This is a genomic window from Tropicimonas sediminicola, assembly GCF_900188335.1.
In the GTDB taxonomy this organism is placed as follows: Bacteria; Pseudomonadota; Alphaproteobacteria; order Rhodobacterales; family Rhodobacteraceae; genus Tropicimonas; species Tropicimonas sediminicola.
In genome coordinates this window covers 115,841-136,630 of sequence record NZ_FZOY01000010.1, presented here as the reverse complement: position 1 = coordinate 136,630, position 20,790 = coordinate 115,841, and the positions used below count along the sequence as shown (strand labels likewise).

14 protein-coding genes are annotated in these 20,790 nt (G+C 66.7%); 5 read left to right on the top strand and 9 right to left on the bottom strand.

The genetic code is table 11. The features are described 5' to 3' along the window. Positions 1-16: 16 nt before the first annotated feature. Positions 17-1,168, bottom strand: coding sequence for an efflux RND transporter periplasmic adaptor subunit (locus tag CHB86_RS20885; RefSeq protein WP_089235057.1), 1,152 nt, complete (start codon positions 1,166-1,168; stop codon positions 17-19). Between the two features lie 146 nt (positions 1,169-1,314). Here CHB86_RS20885 and CHB86_RS20880 point away from each other — a divergent pair, with 146 nt between their 5' ends. Beyond that, complete coding sequence (locus CHB86_RS20880) at positions 1,315-1,995, top strand: TetR/AcrR family transcriptional regulator (protein ID WP_141134946.1); 681 nt, start codon at positions 1,315-1,317, stop codon at positions 1,993-1,995. A gap of 16 nt (positions 1,996-2,011) precedes the next feature. On the opposite strand, the gene CHB86_RS20875 is transcribed toward CHB86_RS20880, so the two are convergent. Next, positions 2,012-4,312, bottom strand: a complete 2,301-nt coding sequence (locus CHB86_RS20875) for an alpha/beta fold hydrolase (protein ID WP_176442962.1) — start codon at positions 4,310-4,312, stop codon at positions 2,012-2,014. Between the two features lie 52 nt (positions 4,313-4,364). Beyond that, positions 4,365-5,129 (bottom strand): enoyl-ACP reductase FabI, encoded by a 765-nt coding sequence (gene fabI, locus CHB86_RS20870; RefSeq protein WP_089235054.1) that lies wholly within the window; start codon positions 5,127-5,129, stop codon positions 4,365-4,367. A gap of 476 nt (positions 5,130-5,605) precedes the next feature. Between fabI and CHB86_RS20865 the strand changes: the two genes are divergently transcribed. The 4 genes from CHB86_RS20865 to CHB86_RS20850 all read left to right on the top strand — a co-directional run bounded on the left by CHB86_RS20865 (position 5,606) and on the right by CHB86_RS20850 (position 11,547). Then, a complete protein-coding gene (locus tag CHB86_RS20865) occupies positions 5,606-6,370 on the top strand; it encodes an SDR family NAD(P)-dependent oxidoreductase (RefSeq protein ID WP_089235053.1) in 765 nt (254 codons plus the stop codon). A 47-nt stretch (positions 6,371-6,417) separates the two neighbouring features. After that, positions 6,418-6,837, top strand: a complete 420-nt coding sequence (locus CHB86_RS20860; RefSeq protein ID WP_089235052.1) for an RbsD/FucU family protein — start codon at positions 6,418-6,420, stop codon at positions 6,835-6,837. Positions 6,838-7,088: 251 nt separating this feature from the next. Then, complete coding sequence (locus CHB86_RS20855; protein WP_089235051.1) at positions 7,089-10,583, top strand: transglutaminase family protein; 3,495 nt, start codon at positions 7,089-7,091, stop codon at positions 10,581-10,583. A gap of 256 nt (positions 10,584-10,839) precedes the next feature. Beyond that, positions 10,840-11,547, top strand: a complete 708-nt coding sequence (locus CHB86_RS20850; RefSeq protein ID WP_089235050.1) for a FadR/GntR family transcriptional regulator — start codon at positions 10,840-10,842, stop codon at positions 11,545-11,547. Positions 11,548-11,560: 13 nt separating this feature from the next. Here CHB86_RS20850 and CHB86_RS20845 read toward each other — a convergent pair whose 3' ends face one another. From CHB86_RS20845 to CHB86_RS20820, 6 genes are all read right to left on the bottom strand, one after another. After that, entirely contained in the window at positions 11,561-13,090 is a 1,530-nt protein-coding gene (locus CHB86_RS20845; protein ID WP_089235049.1) for a UxaA family hydrolase, read from the bottom strand. 213 nt (positions 13,091-13,303) lie between these two features. Continuing rightward, positions 13,304-14,668: an MATE family efflux transporter gene (locus CHB86_RS20840; protein ID WP_089235048.1), complete on the bottom strand. Its 1,365-nt coding sequence runs from the start codon at positions 14,666-14,668 to the stop codon at positions 13,304-13,306. A gap of 120 nt (positions 14,669-14,788) precedes the next feature. Beyond that, positions 14,789-16,594, bottom strand: coding sequence for an FUSC family protein (locus CHB86_RS20835; protein WP_089235047.1), 1,806 nt, complete (start codon positions 16,592-16,594; stop codon positions 14,789-14,791). A 275-nt stretch (positions 16,595-16,869) separates the two neighbouring features. Next, the gene (locus tag CHB86_RS20830; protein ID WP_089235046.1) at positions 16,870-18,063 is read right to left on the bottom strand and encodes a cation:proton antiporter; all 1,194 of its coding nucleotides are present in this window, start codon (positions 18,061-18,063) and stop codon (positions 16,870-16,872) included. A gap of 151 nt (positions 18,064-18,214) precedes the next feature. Then, on the bottom strand, positions 18,215-19,129 hold the full coding sequence (locus CHB86_RS20825) for a DUF2950 domain-containing protein (protein ID WP_089235045.1): 915 nt from the start codon (positions 19,127-19,129) through the stop codon (positions 18,215-18,217). Position 19,130: 1 nt separating this feature from the next. Further along, positions 19,131-20,780, bottom strand: coding sequence for a DUF3300 domain-containing protein (locus CHB86_RS20820; protein ID WP_089235044.1), 1,650 nt, complete (start codon positions 20,778-20,780; stop codon positions 19,131-19,133). Positions 20,781-20,790 lie beyond the last annotated feature (10 nt).

Sequence of the window (20,790 nt, the reverse complement as noted above, 5' to 3'; positions counted from 1 at the left end):
CTCCGGGGGATGATGTTCAGTTGGCGGGTGCAGCGGCGTCGGCGGCCGCACGTTCTTCGGGCAGAACGGTCATGCCGGGCGAAACCTTCTGGAGGCCGGCGACGATGATCCGGTCGCCTGGCGCGAGGCCGTCTGTCACGACCCACTGGTTTCCGAGGTCGCGCTCCACGGTGAGTTCGCGCGTCTCGATCTGGTTTTCGGCGTTCACGACCATTGCCACGGGCCGGCCGCGGCGGTCACGTGTCACGCCCTCCTGCGGGGCGAGCACCGCGTCTCGCACCACCGCCTGGGGCAGCTCGACCTGGACGTACATGCCCGGCAGCAGGAACTGCTCGGGATTGGGGAATTCCAGCCGCAGAACGATCACGCCGGTGGTCTCGTTCACGTGCGGTTCAGCCGCTGCGAGGACGCCCTCGTGCTCGTAGGTGCCGCCGTCAGCGAGGCGCAGGGCGATCCGGGTGCCGGCGTCCTCGGCCAGGTGCTGGCCGGAGCGGCGCCACTGCAGGATCTCCGCTGCCGATTGCGTCACGTCGACATAGACTGGGTCGAGCTTTCGGATCACGGTCAGGGCACTGGCCTGACCGGCGGTGACCAGCGCGCCCTGCGTGGTCTGGCTGAGGCCGACGGTTCCCGAAATCGGGGCCGTGATCGTCGTCCGCTCCAGGTCGATCGTCGCGGCCAGAACCTGCGCCTCGGCGACCTTGACCGCCGCGGTTGCGGCATCAACTGCGGCCACGGCGTCATCAAGCACCTGCTGGCTCGTCACGTTGCGCTGGCGCAGTTCCTCCTGACGGGTCTTCTCGCGATCGGCGGCACGGAACTGCGCTTGCGCCTGTGCAAGGCTTGCCTCCGCGGCGGCCTTTGCGGCTTCGTAGCTGGCCGCGTCGATGCGATAGAGCGGTGCGCCCTGTTCGACTGGCTTGCCCTCCTCGAAGAGCCGTTCGGTGACGATCCCGCTGACCTGCGGACGCACTTCCGCGACGCCGGAGGCGGTCACGCGGCCCGGAAGGGTCGAGGTGAGCGTCACGTCGCTCGCCTGCAGCGTCACCACGGTGACCGGCATCGGCGGGCGCTCGCCGCCCTGTTGCTGTGCCCGCGCCGAGGGCGCGGCCGGGGCAAGAGCGATTGCCACGAGCAGAATCGTTAGGAGGGATCGAAACGTCGGCATTGGGGACTCCGGGAGACAAACGTCCGCCCTGTTGCGCGGCGGAACTCTTGAATGCGGCAATTATGGAAACTATAGGGTTTTGTAAAGTCCGCTCACGCTGCAGATGCGAGATTGCTGCTGAGCGTGGCGTTTGAGGGGGACGGGGATTGACTGAAGCTCCACGGAATACCGACCGGAACGACCAGGGCAAGCTGCGCAAGCGCGGACGTCCTGTGCAGATGTGCCAGGCTGAGCGCGAGGCGCTGGTGTTGGACTGCGCCATCGCCCTGCTGTCGGAAAAGGGGCCCGAGGATGTGACGATGGACGACATCGCCCAGCGGGCCGGCATGTCGAAGCGGACGCTCTACGCGCTTTACCGCAGCCGGGAGGAACTCCTGGGGGCCGGGCTGGCGCGGATGAGCCGGGCGCTGTTCCGTCCGCTCCGGCCCGACGAGCGGAACGCGTCGCTCGAGGAGCGGCTGCGCATCCTCCTGACCTTCAACGTCAAGCGCGAGCCCCCGGACGTGGCGATCGAGATGCTTCGCGCGGTGATCGCCGAAGCGCGAAACTACCCGGAGATGGCCCTCGGCCTCAGCCGGATGGGGCCGGGCCAGGCGGCCGAACTGCTCCGCGCGGAGCTTCTTCAGGCCGCCGAGGCCGGCGAGATCGACCTCGCGCCCGAGGAAATCCCCGCGGCCGCGGAGTTGCTTGTCGACATGGTGGTGGGCAACACCATCCCCTGCCTGCTCGATCCCGACCGCATCCTTCGCAAGCCGGAGGAACGCGAGGCCCGCCGCGACCGTGCGATCGAAATCTTCCTCAACGGTGTGCGCCCACGCGGCAAGTGAGCGAGGCACGGGCCGTCTACTGGGCGGCGTTCGGGGCCTGAAGGGGCGCCAGCAGCCCCTCGATCCGCTCCATCATCGAACGGGTCGCGGCGGTCATCTCCTTGACCTCGCCGACGATAAACCGTGCCGTGTCGAGCGCGCGCCTCCGCTCGGCATCGGTCCGGAGCAATCCGGGCAGGCTTTCCAGCGCCGCATCGCCGCCGTACTCGACGATGAGCGTCTGTTCCTGGATCTTCTTGCTGCGGAGTTCCTCGGGCATGCTGCTGAACGGCTCGGACTCGTTGAGGACGTTCGCCGCGCGTTCAAGGCGGTCGTGCCGGACATCCGGGCGGGTGTTCGCCAGCAGCACAAGGATACGAACGAGCGCTTCGGCGAAGCCGCCGTCCTCGATGCGGGCGAGCGCATCCTGCACCGTCGGCAGGGCGACGAGGTCTTCCGGCCGCTTGTGGGTCCGGCCGAGCGCCCGTTGCTGACCGTAGGCGATGGCAAGCGGCGAGCCCCAGATCGCGAAGAACGCGGTCTCCTGGCTGGCCTCGCGCAGGTCGCGCCAGATGTTCCAGGAGGTCTCGATCATGTCGGCCGCGAGCTTCTCTGCGAGCACGAACGGGTTCTCCGCCGCTGCCGGTTTGCGCGTCTGCCGGGCATGTTCCGCCGCGGCGGGCACGCCGGTCATCGCCGGGTTCGACGAGGCGAAGCTGCGCCGCGTGGTGCGCATCGGGTTGGTGTCGCGGACGAGCTTCCCCATCTCGGGCGTGACCAGCGGCTGGATAAACGGGCCGATCACGGTATCGTAGGCCTCCACCATGGCTTCGGAGGCGCGCGCGACGGCGGCAAAGGCGGGCTCGTCCCGGCGCGAGCCGCTGTGGGAAGCGACATCCTCCATCGTCCGCCGTGCGAAGCTGACGGCAAAGGTCTTCTCCTTGCCCTCGCCGACCACGTCCTCGATCACCAGCTCGTAAAGGCCGGGCGCCAGCGCTTCGATTGTCTTGAGCGTCGAGGCCATCTGGCTGTGTTCTTTCCTGGCGATCTTCGAGGAAACGAAGATGCCGAGGTGTCCGACATCCTCGTGCACCAGGTAGAGCACGCGCTGGCCGAGGATCTCGATCTCGTGCTCGTCGGAATAGGTGTCGAGGATCCAGTTCAGCGCCTGTCCCACAGGGGTGATGTTGTCGCCATGGGAGGCGAAGCAGATGATCGGCGCGCGGATCTGCTTGAGGTCGATGGGGCGACCGGTCTCGAGCTGCGCCGTGTTGCGACCCAGCCGGTTGCCGATGAAGAGGTTCTCGACGATCCAGCGGATCTCCTCTGTGGTCATCAGGTAGAACGCGCCCCACCATTTCTCGAACTCGAGAAAGCGCTCGGCGCCGTTATCCACATCGCGGTAGAGATCGTAATACTTGCGGAACCAGTTCCGGCCCGGGTTCAGCTCTTCGAAATTCTGCACCAGGTAGGCGCCATCGAAAATGCCGCCGCCCAGGTCGCCGGCCAGTGCGGCCGGCACCGCCCCGCCGCCCAGGCCCCCGGAATAGCGCATCGGGTCCTGACCGAGCTTGCCGGACCAGTAGGACATCGGAGATCCGTTGAGCACGATCGGTCCGGCGAGGTCGGGATGGGTTGCGGCAAGGATCGCGGTGGCCCACCCGCCCTGGCAATTGCCGACGACGATCGGTGGCGGGCTGTCGGGGTGCAGCTGGCGAATGTGGCGCAGGAAGGCCGCCTCGGCATGGGCGACGGAGGCGAGCGTCTGGCCGGGCTCGGGGTCCTGCCGGAACGAGACGAAATAGACCGGGTGGCCATCGGCAAGCGCCACGCCGATCTGGCTGTCGCGTTTGAAACCGCCGATGCCGGGGCCGTGCCCGGCGCGGGGATCGATGATCACATAGGGGCGTTTCCACTCGTGGATTTCCTGATCGGCATCCGGGTGGATGCGGAGCAGCACGTAATTGCACGGGCTCGGCAGCCCGCGCCCGTCCATGACGACGTCGTGGTCATAGATCAGGACGTGCTCGGTCGGCGCGCCGTCGTCCTGCAGCGACGTGTTCTGATCGGACCAGCGGCGCAGGACATCGAGGGTCAGCACGCCCCGCTGGGCTGCGTCCACGAGATAGGATTGCCAGGCCTCCGCTATCTGTTGCGGTGACTGGCCGGCCGAGTTCTCGACGAGCGACAGCATTTCGTCCCGAATGCGGTCCGCATCGCCGCGCAGGGTTTCGGCGGCGCGGGTGCCGAGCCGCTGCGTGACCGTCTGCAGGAAATACGACTGAAGCGCGGCGGCGCTGCGGGCACATTCGAGATTGTCGGTGATCGTGCGATGCATCCTTGGAACTCCTTGTGCCGGGATTTTCCCGACGGCGTGGCGCGCGCGGGCCTCACCCCATGATCGAATAGCCGCCGTCGATCTTGACGACGGCGCCGGTGACGTTTCGGGCCTCTTCCGAGGCGAGGAACGCGGCATAGGCGCCGATATCCTCGATCCGGGCGAGGGTATGCGTGGGCGCCCGTCGCGCGGCATCGGCCAGCATCTCGTCGAAATGGGAGATGCCGGAGGCGGCGCGAGTCGCCAGCGGCCCCGGCGACAGGGCATTGACCGAGATCATCTTACCGCCCAATTCCGCCGCAACATAGCGGGTTACGCTCTCCAGCGCGGCCTTGACCGGGCCCATGACGTTGTAATCCTCGACCACCTCCTCCGAGCCGTAGAACGAGACGGTCAGGCATGTGCCGCCGTCCTGCATCAAGGGTTCGGAGAGCCGGATGAGACGAAGAAAGGAATGGACCGAAATGTCCATCGCCTGTTGGAACCCCTTGGACGAGCAATCGATGACCCGCCCGTGCAGATCCTCCTTCGGACAGAAGGCGATGGAATGCAGCAGGATGTCGAGCTTGCCCCACCTCTCGCGGATCACGTCGAAAAGCGCCCGCTCCTGGTCCGGGTCGGAGACGTCGAGGGGCTCGATGATCTCGGCGCCGAGCCTCTCCGCCAATGGCCGGACATAGCTTTCCGCCTTCGCGTTGAGATAGGTGATGGCGAGGTCGGCCCCCTGCGCGCGAAAGGCTTCGGCACAGCCGTAGGCAATGGATTGATCGTTTGCGACGCCCACAACCAGCGCCTTCTTGCCCTTGAGTGAGAACATCGGTCGATCCTGAACTGAAATGCCGGGTCATGCTAATGGCTCCATGTAACGCTCTTGCTGCGGCGCAGAGAATGATTCTTTGCCCGGTGGTGCCGGCATCGAGTTCACATCTGTATTCGGCGTTGAGCCGATGGGCTTATCCGGGGGGGCGGAGCCGGTTGTCGCAGCCGGCAAGGCGGGGATAGTCAATCCCTCCGGTCTGGCGCATACAGGCGCCCGAGATGTTTACAAATATTCACAACAATAGCGCAGTGCCTGCCCACGCGATGATGCATTGCGGGCCGAACCTCACACCGCGGTCCGACCTGCAGGTGAGCCCGCCCTTCGGAAGCGCTCCGGGGCGGCGGCGCTCCCCGGCATGGCGCACGAGGCCGGGACTTGCAGGAACAGCCACAGCCCAATGACTGCGCGCTCCGCGTGAAGCCGCTGCCGACAAGCGGCACGGGGGCGTCACACGATCTATCAAGGAGAAGAAGATGGGAAAACTGGAAGGCAAGAAGGTCTTCATCACCGGCGCCGAGCAGGGCATCGGTTTCCACACTGCGAAATGCCTGACCGAGGCGGGATGCGATATCTACCTGCATTACTTCAGCGGAACGGAAGGGCCTGAGCAGCTTGTCGAGCTTGCGACATCCCTCGGCCGGCGCGCCGCGTTCGGCCCGGCCGACCTGACGAAGAAGGACGAGGCGGAGACCTGTGTGGCGAATGCCGCCGAGTTCCTGGGCGGCATGGATGTGCTGGTCAACAACGTCGGCGGCATCATCGCCCGGAAATGGCTGGGCGAGATCGAGCCGGAGTTCTGGCAGACAGTGATCGACGTCAACATGACGACCATGCTCAATGTCACCCAGGCCGCGCTTCCTCACCTGAAGCAGGCAGAGGAAGGCGCCAGCATCGTCAACCTCGCCTCCCTTGCTGGCCGTTCCGGCGGGCATTCCGGCTCGCTGGTCTATTCCATGACCAAGGGGGCGGTTCTCACCTGGAGCCGGTCGCTTGCCGCCGAACTCGGAGAATTCGGCATCCGGGTGAACGCCGTCGCCCCGGGGCTGATCCTTGGCACGCGCTTCCACAACCAGCACACGACCAAGGAATCCGCGGACGAGACAGTCAGGGGCATTCCGCTCGGCCGGGCCGGCACCTCGGAAGACGTTGCGCGGACGATCACCTTCCTCGCCTCCGAATACGATGGTTTCATCACCGGAGCCACGATCGACGTCAACGGCGGCGTCTACCGCATGTGATCGCATGGGTGGTGCCGCCCGCGCGGCGCCACGCCCAAGGAGGCATCATGATCAAGTCCGACATCCTTCATCCGCAGCTTCTGGCCGCGCTCGCCCGGGCAGGGCACAAGGCCCAGATTCTCATTTCGGACGCGAATTACTCATTCGTGACCAATTCCGCGCCGGAAGCGGAAATCGTCTATCTGAATTTCGCTCCCGGGACTGTCGCCAGCGCCGAGATCCTGAAAGGCGTCTGCAAGCTCATCAATGTCGAGATGGCGCGGATGATGGCCTGGCCCGAGGATTTCGAGAATGCTCTGCATGCGGAGTATGTCGAGATTCTTCCCGACGACACGCCGATGGAATTCGTCGCCCGCGAGGAGTTCTACGCATTGGCAAAATCCTCGGACACTCTGCTGGTGATCGCCAGCGGCGAGACGCGGAGGTTCGCCAATATCCTACTGACGGTTGGGCCGGTGATCCTCTAAGCCGGGGCAGCCGGACGGAATCATCCTTTGATGGCCGGCGGCGCAGAAGCGCGCCGGCCGTTTCGGTTTCCAGCGGTCCATGCTGCGAAACCTCGACCAAGTTCGGCGCAGAGCCGCGAAACCTGCCGCGCAACAAAGGGGTTGACCACGATCACTTCGGACCCGCAAACACGAAGGAAGCGCCAGAAAAGGCGGGTCCGAAACAGCAGCTCCGAAAATGTTTCGAGGCTGCGAGAAAAAGCGGCAAATGCATGTCCATAAGCGTAGCGCTAAGTCACAGAACAACTTACGAATATGATCGCCTGGTCACTCTCGCGCCGCACGTCGTGCGCCTGCGTCCCGCACCGCACAGCCGGACCCCGATCAAGAGCTACAGCCTGAAGATCGAGCCGGAGGATCATTTTCTCAACTGGCAGCAGGACGCCTATGCCAACTGGCACGCGCGGCTGGTCTTTCCAAAGCCCACGCGGAAGTTCTCGGTCACGGTCGATCTCGTCGCCGACATGGTCGCGATCAACCCGTTCGACTTCTTCCTCGAGGAAGATTGCCAGGAAGTTCCGTTCAAGTACACCAGCGCGCAGCTCAAGGATCTGCGGCCCTACCTTCGCAAGGTGGGCCGGGGGGATACGTTCAGGGAATTCGTCGAACAGTCGCCAAAGCAGGAAGGACGCACGAACGACTGGCTGGTGGCGCTGAACGGGTTTCTTTCGCAGCGGATCGACTACACGATCCGGATGGAGCCGGGGGTGCAAAGCCCGGCCGTCACCATCCGCAAGGCGCTCGGCTCCTGCCGGGACAGCGCCTGGCTTATGGTCGCGATGCTGCGGGAAGCCGGGTACGCGGCGCGGTTCGTTTCGGGATACCTGATCCAGCTTACGGCGGACCTCAAGCCGATCGAGGGCCCGGCGGGACCGGAGAACGATTTCACGGACCTGCACGCCTGGTGCGAGGTCTACCTGCCCGGCGCGGGCTGGGTCGGGATGGATCCGACTTCGGGCCTCTTCGCCGGGGAGGGGCATATCCCGCTCGCGGCCACGCCCGAGCCTTCGTCCGCCGCCGCGATCACCGGCGCGCACGACGAGGCGGAGGTGACCTTCAGCTTCGAGATGTCGGTGGAGCGGATCGACGAGCCGCCGCGCGTCACCCGCCCGCTCTCGCCGGAGCAATGGGCGGAGATCGACCGCGCCGGACAGGCTGTGGAAGCCAAGCTCCAAGCCCAGGACATGCGCCTCACCATGGGCGGGGAGCCGACCTTCGTTTCGGCCATCGACCGTGACGGCGCGGAATGGACGACGGAAGCCGTCGGCCCGACCAAGCGTGTCTATGCCGACCGGCTTGTTCGCCGGCTCAGGGATCGTTTCGCGCCGCATGGCGTGCTGCACCACGGGCAGGGCAAGTGGTACCCGGGGGAGCCGCTCCCCCGCTGGGCCTATTCGCTGATCTGGCGCGGCGACGGGCTGCCGCTCTGGTCGGATGCCGATCTGCTTGCGCGGGAAAACACCGGTCACGCTACCCATGAGACGGCGGCGGAGTTTTCCGAACGCCTGCTCGACGCGCTGGAACTTGAGGACGATGCCTATGCCCATCCGGTCTACGAGGACCCGATGCACTTCATGGGCAAGGAAGCGATGCTGCCGGACAACGTGACGGTCGAGGACAACCAGCTCGAGGATCCGCAGGAACGCGCGCGCCTCGTGCGGATGCTCAACAACGGTCTCAGCAACCCCGTCAGCTACGTGATCCCGATCCAGCTGGCTCAGGCCCAGGCCAGCAAGCGGCGCCGGTTCCGCTGGGCGTCCGACCACTGGGGCACGCGGCGCGACAAGCTCTTCCTGCTGCCCGGCGACAGCCCGGCCGGCTACCGACTGCCGCTGAACTCGCTCTCCAGGACCGAGGAGTTCAAGCAGTATTTCCGCGACACCATGCTCCGCCGGCGTAAGGGACTGCCGCCGCGACGCAGGCCCTACCGGGGAACGGAAACCGAATACGAGACCGAGGAATACCTCGACACGCCCTATTTCGGGACAGGCTACGGGCCGGGACAGCCGACCGCACCGCTGCCCGATGGCTACGTCATGCCACCGCAGGCGCAGCCGGTGCGCAGGATCCGGCAGAAGCGCCGGGATGCGGCGCCCGGTCCGGCACAGGATTTCGACGAGTCCGTCTGGATGCGCGATGTAGATAGCTCCGATGACTGGCTCGTGGGCGAATACAGCTACTGGGTCGAGGGCATGCCGATCCGCACCGCGCTGGCGGTGGAGCCGAGGGACGGCATCCTGCATGTCTTCATGCCGCCGACGGGCTCTTCGGACGAGTATCTCGACCTCGTCGAGGCGGTCGAGGAGACCGCGGCGGCGATGAACCTTCCGGTCCGGATCGAGGGCTACGAGCCGCCGCGCGACGGCAACTTCAACGTGATCCGCGTGACCCCCGACCCGGGCGTCATCGAGATCAACATCCATCCGGGGAAGGACTGGCAGTCGCTCAAGGAGATCAACGAGGCGCTCTACGAGGAAGCCCGCCAGTGCGGGCTCGACAGCTTCACCTTCATGGTCGACGGACGGCTCACCGGCTCCGGTGGCGGCAACCATATCGTCGTGGGCGGCGCAACGGCGCCAGACAGCCCGTTCCTGCGGCGGCCGGACCTCGTCGGTTCCATCATCCGTTACTGGCAGCGGCACCCCTCGCTGTCCTACCTTTTCTCCGGGACTTTCATCGGTCCCACCAGCCAGGCACCGCGTTTCGACGAAGGGCTGGCGGACCGGGTCTACGAGATGGAGATCGCGCTCAGCGAACTCTCCCGGATGCAGGCGGGCGGACAGGCCTTCCCCTGGCTAGCCGACCGGATCCTGCGCCACCTGCTGACCGACATGACCGGCAACACGCACCGGGCCGAGATCTGCATCGACAAGATGTTCTCGCCGGACGGTCCCACGGGCCGGCTGGGGCTGGTGGAGTTCCGCGGCTTCGAGATGCCGCCGCACTGGCAGATGAGCATGGCGCAGGCGCTGGTCATGCGGGGCCTGCTGGCGTGGTTCTGGGACAAGCCCTACACCGAGCCGCTGGTGCACTGGGGCAAGGAGCTGCACGACAAGTACCTGCTTCCGCACTATTGCCGCGAGGATTTCAACCAGGTCCTGGACGACCTCAGCACCGCCCACGGGTTCGTCTTCCGGCCGGACTGGTACGACGCGCAATACGAGATGCGCTTCGGCGAGGTCGGGCACACGACGGTCGAGGGGGTGAAGCTCACCCTGCGCAACGGGATCGAGCCCTGGCTGGTGCTGGGCGAGGAGGCCACCGGCGGCGGCACGTCCCGCTACGTGGACAGCTCGCTGGAGCGGGTGGAGCTGAAGGTCGAGGGGGATCTCGGCAGCCGCTTCGTCATCACCTGCAACCAGGTCGAGGTGCCGCTGCAGCGGGTCGCCCCCGACACCTACGTCGCCGGCATCCGCTTCCGCAGCTGGCAGCCCTGGTCGTCCCTGCACCCGACGATCCCGGCCCATGCGCCGCTGGTCTTCGACGTCTACGACCGGGTTGCCGGGCGGTCCGTCGGCGGTCTGAAGTACCTCGTCGCGCACGAGGGCGGCCGGGCGCACGAGAACCGACCGATCAACGATCTGGAGGCCGAAGGGCGCCGGCGCGTCCGGTTCCAGGAGGGGCAGCACACGCCCTTCAGGTTCGACCCGATCCGGCCGCGAAAGAACCTCTGGAACCAGGCGACGCTCGATCTGCGTTTCGTGTGATCGGAGGGGTCCTCAATGGCTGCCTTCCCGGCCCGAGCCGGGGAGGCGAATGCCTCCGGATGGCGCGGGACCGGAGCAAAGCGGCCCGGGCGCCCCGTCGAGGGGCTTGCCAAAGACCTGACGGGCGTGGCCACGGTCCTTTCGAAACGTCGCTTGCAGGCCCATCGCGGCGCCGCATACCTTCGGACGAAACCGGGGGACGACAGCGCCACGCGCTCTCCGAACAACTTGGCCCGCGGGCGGGGAGGATCAGGTCATGAGCATCACCAAGGTTGATCTGGCCATTTCGCTTCTGCAGGACCTGATCCGGACCGGTGCCTTCCGACCGGGGGACCGCCTGCCCAACGAGGCCGAACTCTCGGCGCAACTCGGCGTTTCACGCAACTCGCTGCGCGAGGCCATCCGGGCCATGCAGACCATGCGCATCCTCGAGGCGCGGCAGGGCGACGGCACCTATATCTCGGATCTGGACCCGGCCGGGATGCTCGACGCCCTGCGCTTTGCCGTCGACGTGTCGGGGCCGCAGGCGATCATCTGGTTTCTCGAGATCCGCCGCATGATCGAGTTCCACGTGGCCGGGATCGCCGCGGCGAAACGGACGGAAACCGAGCTGGAGCGGCTGCGGGACAGCCTCGCCCAAATGGCGAAAGCCGAGTCGTCCGAAACGATGATGGAGGCGGATACCACGTTTCACGAGCGTCTCGCGGAGATCGCGGGAAACCCGATCCTGACATCGCTCCTGCGCCTGGTGTCCGGGCCGACGATGCGCGCGCGGATCTGGCGGCAACAGGACCTTGCGGATGTCTGCGCCGAGCATGCGATGATCCTGCGCGGGATCGAGGCTCGCGACGTGGAGGCGGCGAAGAGCGCGATGTGGCTGCACATCAGCGGGGTGCTGGAATGGGTCGCCGAGAACCCCGGCGAGATCGAGAGCCGCACCGCCAGCCCGGGAGGGGCAGGCTGAGCGGTTTCCGCCCTTACATCACCGCGCCGACCTGCCAGGGGACGAACTCGTTGTCGCCCAGGCCCAGAAGCTCGGATTTGGTCTTCTGGCCCGAGGCCACGGCCAGGATCATCTCGAGGATCTCCGCCCCCTTGTCCGTCAGAGGCACGCCCTCGGAGAGAACGTCACCGCAATTGATGTCCATGTCATCGGGCATCGCGGCGAACAGGGTGTCGTTGGTCGCGACCTTGATCGTGGGCGCCGGTTTCGAGCCGAAGGCCGAACCGCGGCCCGTCGTGAAGACGACCATGTGTGCCCCGCCCGCGATCTGGCCGGTTGCGCAGACCGGATCGTAGCCCGGCGTGTCCATGTAGACGAAACCCGGCGCTGTCACCTTCTCCGCGTAGTCGTAGACCGCCGTGAGCGGCGTCGCGCCAGCCTTTGCGACCGCGCCGAGGGATTTCTCGAGGATGGTGGTCAAACCGCCGGCCTTGTTGCCGGGGCTGGGGTTGTTGTCGAGGCTGCCCTGGTTGATCTGGACGTAATTCTCCCACCAGTGGATCTGGTCGAGCAGTTTCTGCGCGACCTCGGGGCTCGTGGCGCGGCGCAGCAGCAATTGCTCCGCGCCGTAGATCTCGGGCGTTTCCGACAGGATGGCCGTGGCGCCGAGGCCAACCAGCAGATCGGAGGTGACGCCGAGCGCCGGGTTTGCGGTGATGCCGGAAAAACCGTCCGAGCCGCCGCATTGCAGGGCGATCTTGAGGTCGGAGGCCGGGCAGGGTTCGCGCCGCACGGCGTTCACCTCGGGCAGCAGGTCCCTGACCTTCGCCTTGATGGCCTCGATCGTCGCCCGGGTGCCGCCGGTCTCCTGGATGGTCAGTCCGTGGAAGCGATCCGCATGCTGTTCGTCGTAGAGATGTTTCATGTGGGCGATCTGCATCATCTCGCAGCCCAGCCCGACGAAGATCGCCGCGCCGACATTGGGATGCGTGGCATGCCCCCAGAGCACGCGCTCCAGCAGTTCGAAACCCTTGCCCTTCATGTTCATGCCGCAGCCGGTGCCGTGTGCAAAGGCGACCACGCCGTCCACGTTCTCGAAGGCGTCCAGATCACCCGAGAGCGACAGCTCCTGCGCGGCTTGACGGATCACCGTGGCCGAGCAGTTCACGGTTGCGCAAAGCGCGATGAAATTGCGGGTGCCCACCTGGCCATTGGCGCGGCGGTACCCGAGAAAGCTGCGCCCCTCGAGGGCCGGGATCGCGGCCTTCGAAGCCTCGAGGTCACCGCCGATCCGATAATCCTGCTCATGATCGGAAAAGGCGCAGTTGTGCGAATGTACATGGGCGCCGGCCGGAATCTCCTCGCTCGCCCGTCCGATGATCTGGCCGAACTTCAGGATCGCCTCGCCAACCGCGTGGTCGCGACGGGCAAGCTTGTGTCCCGCGCGCACCGGGGCTGCCAGCGGAGCGCCGATGCCCAGAGGATCCTCGCCCGCCCTTGCGCCGCTGGGCAGAATGGCAATCGTATCCGTCTCGTGGAGGATGATCGGGGCTCGCGTGGTCATGATCTGGCAGCCTTGGTGTCCGGGGTTCTGGCAGTGTCGCCGTCGGATGGCCCGTGGGCATCCGAGGGGCTTAACATGGGATGACTTATGCGTGAAATGTCATGCAGTGTCAATTTGTCGGCGGAATCGGCGCAAATCCCGGATAATACATCCCATGAATTTGCGGCGGCTGCTTTGGTCGAGCCGACGCGACAACGGCGCTCCGGGTCGGACCTATTCCTCGGCAGGTCCCTTGCGCCATTCGCCCTGAAGCACCCGCCTGTGGAAGAACGGGAACTTCAGCGCCTCCTCGAACAGGATCAGCGAGAAGACCCAGGTCGCCGATAGGTCCAGCCAGAGAACGAAGAGCGCCACCATCGGGACCCGGAACAGCCATTGCGTCAGGACGTGCACATTCATCGAATAGAGCGTGTCCCCTCCGGCGCGAAGCGTGTGACCGCACATGATGTTCGACCCGCGCAGCAGCGGCATGAGCAGCAGAACGGGCAGGAAGGAGACCAGCGCAGCACGCGTCTCGGTTCCGAGGCTGGCGTAGATCGCGTCCACCGACAGGCAGAGCGCGAGGAAGCAGCCAGCGACGATCAGCGCGGCCACGAAGGCCCCCCACCAGGCGCGGCGCAGGAAGACGTTCAACTCCGGCCCGCTCTGCCCGTTGCCGAGCATCTGCGCCACGGCGATCCCCGTCGCCATGCCCCAGGCGGTGCTGAAATTGCCCGCGACCATCACCCAGGGATTGATGAGCGTCATCGCGGCGAACTGGTTAACGCTCATCTTGGCGTAGATGAACATGCAGATGTTGTTGACGATCACCATGGAGATGAACTGCCCGGCGATCGGCATGGCAAAGACCAGGTGCCGGTGCAGGGAGGCGCCGAAGGTGCCGTTCCGCCAGCCCGTGACATCCCGGTAGCCGCCGGTCAGCCGCAGGAAATGCGCGCCGAGAAACAGCGCGCGGGTGAGCGAGGAGATGGCGCTGCCAACGGCTGCGCCCGCCACGCCCATCTCCGGCATCCCGTAATGCCCGTGGATCAGCGAGTAGCTGACCGCCACGTTGATCGGGATGGCGATGAGATAGCTGTAGGCGGGCAGGGTGGTGCGCCCGCATCCGTTGAAGAAGCTGCCGAGGCATTGCGCCACCGCCTCCATCAGGACGACCCACATGAAGACAGAGAGGTAGCTGACGGCCTGCGCGGCGATGTCGGGGGTGTGGGCAAAGGCCTCGATGACCCGGTCCCCGAAGATCCAGACCAGCAAGATGCCGAGCAGGGCGGAGACGAGGTTGATCAGCAGCCCGATGTAGGCGCCGGTCTTGAGCGAGACCGGGTCGCCCGATCCGTAGGCCTGCGCGATCCTGATCTGCGCGGCGTTGGAGAAGGCGAAGAGCACGCCGAGCAGCAGGCCGCCGACCGTCGCCGCGAGGCCCATCGCCGCCACCGATTCCTCGCCGAGCGCCGAGACCAGCCAGGCATCGATCACCACGATGCCGTGGAGCATCATCGCCTTGAGACCAAGCGGCCATGCCAGCCGGAAGATCTCTGCAGATGACGGGGTGCTCTGGCGTATCGACGTGGCGGTCATACGGGCTCCGGGAGACAAAAAGTAACAAATCCGTATCCATCGGAGCGCGGGGAAATGCAACTCTGCGGCGGGCAGGGCTTTTCCGGGCCACCTTAGCCGCGCCCACTTCGAGCGGCCACCTCAGGTGTTGGGGCTCGGTCGCGACGTGCGGATGGCCAGGCGCCGGTGCCAGGCCACCGCGCCTTCCCCGGCCATCTCCCGCAGGTCCTTGAGTGCGGAGGCGTCGGCATGGGGCAGCTTCTTCCAGCGGCGCGTCAGGCCGGGAAGGCCATGCACCGCAACCTCGGCCTCGATGCTGGCAAGGCCCGCGGCGCGGCGCGCGGCCCGGATCTCGGCCGCCGGGGCCTCGGAGCGGACGGCCTCGATATAGGCGCGGTGGGCCTCCACTCCCCGTTCGATCCGGTCGCGTGGCGATGGCTCGGTCTCCGGCCAGATCGCGAAGACCGCCGCCATCGCCGCGATGCTGCCGATCATGTTGTCCAGAACCCGGGCCGAGGCGATGCCGGTGCCCGGCTGAAGCATCTCCGTCACGATGATGAACAGCATGGTCAGAAAGATGACGAAGACCGTGTAGTTGACCGTTCTGAGCGCGATCGCGACCGCGGCCAGCAGAATCGCGCCAAGCGACAGGATCGCCGCGCTGTGGGTTGCATGCAGCAGCAGGAGCGCGATCGAGCCGCCGAGCAGGCTGCCCAGGATGCGTTCGAGCCCGCGCGTCCAGGTGATCCGCGCGCCGCCCTGAAGCACGACGATCACGGCCATGCTCGCCCAGTAGGGATAGCCGAGGCCGAAGACCATCGCGGCATAATAGACCCAGACCACGCCGGCGGTCTGCCGGATGGCGTATTTCGGTTGGAAGCGGAGCTTGCCGCTGGGGTGGCCGGCGGTGCGCGGGGGGATCTCTGCGGGGGCGTCAGGTGATGGCCGCAGGAGGTCCGTCGCGTTTTCCAGTGCGATCAGGCAGCCGATCATCAGCGGGTCGCTCTGCTTTCCTCGGATCCTGCGGATGCGGTCGATCCCGCGCCGGAGGCGGGCGTCGTCCGGCGCGGTCTCTTCCCGGTCGACGGGCCATCCGAGCATGGCGGCGCGGAAGGCGTCTGCGGTGGCGATCCGTTCCACCGCGGTCCCCGATCGGTGGATGAAGGCGTGATCCAGGGCGATCAGCGCGTTGAAGGTTTTCTCCAGCGCATCGCGGGCGTTCAGGAACGGAGCGAGGGTATCGTCAGGCTCGTTCCGATAGCGCTCCAGCAAGGTGTTGAGCCGCTCGACCGCGAGACGAACGGCACGCCGGTGTTCGGCATGGTTGCTGTGCCACTGCGCGTCCCGGTGGGAGCCGTCGCCGGTCGCCACCAGCGCCTCGGCCATGTCGATGAGACGCAGGACGACGGCATGGGTCGCGTGGCGCAGGGGCGCTGTCGGCTCCAGCCGCCAAAAGGCGGTGATCAGCAGGAACGCCCAGAATGCCCCGCCGAGATAGGCCAGTGCCTGGACCGTCGCGGTGCCCGGGTCGGCGGGAAAGCCCACCGCGACCACGGCAACTACTGCCAGGAGCGTGCCGAGCAGCCCGGCCGAGGGAAAGGCGGAGGACAGCAGGATGATCAGGAACACCATGACCGGCCCGGCCACCATGCTCGCCGTGGGCGTGGCCGAAGCGCTCCAGGAACCCACGAACGCGATCAGCGCACCGAACACGGCAAAGGCGGACAGGATCTGCCGGCGCTGCCGGTCGGGCGCGGGGGCGTCGCAGAGGCAGGTCCAGAAAGCGGCAAAGACCGCCCAGCTCATCTCCTTGGAGCCGAGAGCGACGGCGACCAGCAGCGGCACCGCGACCGCCACAGCCGCGCGGTAGCCCTCGGTCCGGTTGAAATGCTCCGGCACGAGGTCGACAGAGCGGACCTCGAGCCGCCGCGCCGCGCGCCGGAGCATGCCTGCGGGGCTCAGCCCGGCCGCGGAACGGGGAGCGGCGGTGACGACAGGGCGAGGGTGGACGGGCTGCAAGATCGAGGTGCCGGGCGAGGGGAGGGCGAGGGGGTCCACCACAAGTAGACTGCGCGCCCCCGCCGGTCCAAATGCAGAACCGGAAACCCCGCCATGACCGGCAGCTACCGGGTCCGGGTGGATGTCCAGCCCTTCGGCGAGGCCGACAGTAGGCGCGTCGGGACGTCTGCCGCCGCCTCATCAAGCGTGCGCGACTCGGGCGGTCAGGATTGCTCGCGATCCAGGCCCGCAATCCAGCGCGCCAGCGGATTGGCGGAGATCCCGTGCAGGATCAGGCTCAGCAGGACCGTGCAGGCGACCACGAGGGCGATGAACTCCCCGTTGGACACGCCGTGCTCCAGCACGATGATGGCAAAGACGATGCTGGCCATTCCGCGCGGGCCGAACCAGCCGAGGAACAGGCGACTGGACGGCGGCTCGCCGCTTCCGATCAGCGCGAGGTAGTTCGGGAGCATCCGGACAACCGTCAGGCTGAGCAGCGAATAGACGAGGATCGTCCACGTTGCGTGGTCGAGCACGGAGCCGACAACGGCCACGCCGAAAAGCATCCAGGTCAGCAGCGCCAGCACCTCGCCGATCCCCTCGGCCGAATGCACCAGCTTGTGGGTTTTGCCGTGGGCGATGAAGCCATAGAGCATGCCGCCGGTGAACGCGGCGATGTAGCCGCTGCCGTGCAGGCTCTGGGCGACGGCGAAACAGGCGAAGGCGAGCGCCACCGTGGTCATCTGGAGCCAGGTCTCCGACACCCAGCTCCGTCGCCAGCAGATCCGCAGCAGCGCGCCCCCGGCCGCGGTCAGCCCGAGGCCCACCAGCAGGCCGATCCCCAGCTCCTCGGCCAGAAGCGTCAGCCCGTAGCCGGTCCCCTCGCTGGTGCCCAGTTCCAGGGCGATGAACAGGAACAGGAAGGGCACGCAGAGCCCGTCGTTCAATCCGCTTTCCACGTTCAATCCTTCGCGCAGCCGGGACGGGACCGCCGGGTTCGTCACCACGGCCTTGCCCAGTGCCGCGTCGGTTGCCGCAAGCATGACCGCCAGGATCGCGGCCTCGTATGCGCTCAGGCTGTCGAAGAGCGCGAGTGCGAAGATGAAGCCGAGCAGCATCGCGCCGGGCAGGCCGAAGAGCAGCATCCGGGCAGGTATCGTGTAGCGTTTCCGGAGCGTTGGCAGGTCGGCGTTGGCCGCATCGATGAACAGGAAGAGCGCCAGCGTCAGGTCGGCCAGCCAGCGCAGGAGGCCGTCCGGGCTTTCACCCGGAAACCATCCGAGCAGTCCCGGCCCGAGGATGAATCCGACGGCCACGAACATCATCGGGCCGGAGAAATTGGTTCGCTCCAGCCGCTTCGACACGAGGCTGTAGAGAAAGACGAAAACGGCCAGCACGGCCAGTTGTGCGTGCACCCTGTGCTCCAGTTCCGATTGCCTCGGCGCAGCCTCTGCCGGCTACTGCTCCGCAGTCAACAGCGCTGTGCGTCCACGCAACGCACCCCGGGCGGACGGGTCGATTTCCGGCGCCCGCGTGGTGGCGTCGAAACGGACGGAGGCGGTCCGATCAATCCTGCACCGGCACCCATTCTTCGGTGGGATCGAACGCGTCGATCTCCTGGGCCCGCGCGAGGGTTTCCTCGCCCAGATCGGCCTCGTAGACGATCCCGGCCTCTGCCACGAGGAAGCTCATCACGCCGGTATCGCCATATGCCGCGGGGTAGGCGACAAGCGCATGACCCGCGACCATGTTGCCAGCGACCATGTAGCTGTAGGCGCCGCCAGGCGCGACGTCGCCCTGGGCTTGAAGGATGCGGAAGTAATATCCCTCGAAGGGCTCGGGATCGCGATCCTCGCCATTCTCGCTGTAGCCGTCGAAGCTGGCGCGGGCGATCACATCGTCGAACGGGCTCGGCGCGGCTCCGGGCGTTTCCGGCCAGTAGAGGCCGTCGCGCGCGCCGGGGCTGGAAAGGATCGCCGCCGCGAACTCCATGACGCCGTCCCCGTCGTGGTCGGTCTCGCGATAGGTCCGCTGGATCTCCGGTGCGCGGCGCAGGATCTCGATCACCGCGAGTTCGTTGCGGCCGATGCGGCGCATCAGGACCTCCTCGCGAGCGGCTTCGGCGTCGAAGCTCCAGGTCCCGTCGGTCCGGACGAGCGGTGCCGGGAAGGGCCAGAAGTCCCGCCCCGCATGAAGAATGGCGCGGTCCTCGCCGTCGCGCTCGATCCGGTTCACCCGATGCGCATCTCGGAGGAAGTCTCCCCAGATCTGCCGATCCTCCTCGGCGTTGCCGGTGGAGACGATATCGGCATTCTCGGGGCCGAACACGTCGAGAACCGCAGTCTCGCTTCCAGCCTCCAGGGCTGCGATCAGGGCCGCGACCGCTTCCTCGGGTGACGCGAAGCGGGCCGGGTCCGCCGGTGCCATCGCGGCGGTGCCCAAGAGGACGGCCAGCGCCCCGGTCAAGAGAAGTGTCTTCATCTCAGCGTCTCCCGCCACCACCGCGGCCGCCACCGCCGCGCGCTCCCATGCTGGCCCTGCCTCGACTGCTCGCCGCGGCAGCGCGGCCGCCGCCGGATGGCCGGCTGAACGTGTTGGACCGGCTCGGCGCCCGCGCGGTCGGCATGCGCTGAGCCGAGGGCCGGCTGACCGTCGCCGCGCGGCTGGTCGTTGGCCGGCTCGTGGTTGCGCGGTTCGGCACCCGCTGCTGCGCCGGCGCGAGCGATGGGCGCGAAGTCGTGGGTCTCGATGCCGTCAGTTGCGCGGGCTGCACTCCGGTCGACTTCCGCGCTTCGATCTTCTTGCGGGCGGCTTCGCGGCTTGCCGTGCTGGAGATCGAGGCGCGGTTGGCCGGAAGCGTTCCTGCCGCAGGCCGGTCGCCGTTCGACAGGCCCTCCCGCACGGTTTCCAGATCGCCACGGTCGACCTGTGGGCGGTCGCTGTCTCCGATGCTCACCCGGCCGCCATCGCCGATCTGCGGACGGTCGCCATCCCCGATCTGTGGGCGGTCCCCGTCGCCGATGGTGATGCCGTCGCCGCCGATGTTGATGTCGCCGCGATCAATGTCGATATCGCCCCGGTCGATGGTGATGTCCCCGCGATCCCAGTCGATCTCGTCCCTGTCGCCCCAGCCATCCCAGTCATCGTCGTCGAAGATCTCGTCGAGGATGATTGCTGCGCCAAGAAGGATGCCGCCGCCGATGATCACCTCGTCCCAGTCATCATCGTCGTACACCGGCCCGTAGTGGTAATGAGGGTAATCGACCACCTGCGTGGTATAGACGACCTGGCTGTCGTAGACGGGCACGTAGACGACGCCCGGACTGACCGGGTTGATCACGATGGTGTCGCCCTGCTGCTCCACGACCTGTGCGTCGTTGTCGACCAGGTACCCGTTGTCGATCGCCTTCTGGCGGAGCCGCTGGATGGCATCCAGCACGCCGTCCGTCTGCGCGACCACCGCCTCCCCGGACTGTTCGGTCCAGTCGAGGTTCTCGTTCATCCGGTTCACCAGGTCGGGGAAACCGGCGGCGAGTTCGCGCACGCTGCTGTCCCAGGGCTGGTCCGCCGCCTGCGACGCGCGTTCCCCGTCCGGCAGCGCCTCCGTCTCCTCCACGAAACGGCCCGCCTTTACCACGTCGAGCGGAAAGGTCACGGCGACGAGCACGGGCGTCAGGACAGGGTCGGGAAAGAGCGCAACCGGTCCGAAGAGGATGTCCAGTTCGTCGGGGGTGAGCACCCCTTCGACGGCAATGACCTCCTCGAGCGACTCCGCGATCTCGGCGCGTTGCGCCACCGAAAGGACCTCGCCGCTCGTATCGACGCAGGGAATCGCGAGCGACATGCCGACGGCAATGTTCTCGATGTTTCCGCCGAGAGCGTCCCAGTTCGCGTCGGCGATGAAACCGTAGAGCTGCGGGTCGCCATAAGCGCGTTCGGCGAGCCGGCTGAGGGTGTCGCCGCTCTCGACAAGATGATCTGCCCCGCAGGTGACGGTTCCGTCGCCAACCAGCATCTGGGCAGCGACCGGCGCTGGCGCCAAGCCGATGGCACTCAGGGCTGCGAGGCCCGGTATCAGGATGAACCGCGGGAGCGGACCGGTGGATGGGCGGTGAAATCTCTTCAACAACATGTTCGGCCAA

What these genes read in the sequence shown, in the direction of transcription:
- CHB86_RS20855 (WP_089235051.1), top strand. Translation starts at nt 7,089, where the DNA reads ATGTCCATAAGCGTAGCGCTAAGTCACAGAACAACTTACGAATATGAT.
- CHB86_RS20860 (WP_089235052.1), top strand. Translation starts at nt 6,418, where the DNA reads ATGATCAAGTCCGACATCCTTCATCCGCAGCTTCTGGCCGCGCTCGCC.
- CHB86_RS20865 (WP_089235053.1), top strand. Translation starts at nt 5,606, where the DNA reads ATGGGAAAACTGGAAGGCAAGAAGGTCTTCATCACCGGCGCCGAGCAG.
- CHB86_RS20845 (WP_089235049.1), bottom strand. Translation starts at nt 13,090, where the DNA reads ATGACCACGCGAGCCCCGATCATCCTCCACGAGACGGATACGATTGCC.
- CHB86_RS20835 (WP_089235047.1), bottom strand. Translation starts at nt 16,594, where the DNA reads ATGCTCCGGCGCGCGGCGCGGCGGCTCGAGGTCCGCTCTGTCGACCTC.
- fabI (WP_089235054.1), bottom strand. Translation starts at nt 5,129, where the DNA reads ATGTTCTCACTCAAGGGCAAGAAGGCGCTGGTTGTGGGCGTCGCAAAC.
- CHB86_RS20825 (WP_089235045.1), bottom strand. Translation starts at nt 19,129, where the DNA reads ATGAAGACACTTCTCTTGACCGGGGCGCTGGCCGTCCTCTTGGGCACC.
- CHB86_RS20850 (WP_089235050.1), top strand. Translation starts at nt 10,840, where the DNA reads ATGAGCATCACCAAGGTTGATCTGGCCATTTCGCTTCTGCAGGACCTG.
- CHB86_RS20875 (WP_176442962.1), bottom strand. Translation starts at nt 4,312, where the DNA reads ATGCATCGCACGATCACCGACAATCTCGAATGTGCCCGCAGCGCCGCC.
- CHB86_RS20820 (WP_089235044.1), bottom strand. Translation starts at nt 20,780, where the DNA reads ATGTTGTTGAAGAGATTTCACCGCCCATCCACCGGTCCGCTCCCGCGG.
- CHB86_RS20840 (WP_089235048.1), bottom strand. Translation starts at nt 14,668, where the DNA reads ATGACCGCCACGTCGATACGCCAGAGCACCCCGTCATCTGCAGAGATC.
- CHB86_RS20885 (WP_089235057.1), bottom strand. Translation starts at nt 1,168, where the DNA reads ATGCCGACGTTTCGATCCCTCCTAACGATTCTGCTCGTGGCAATCGCT.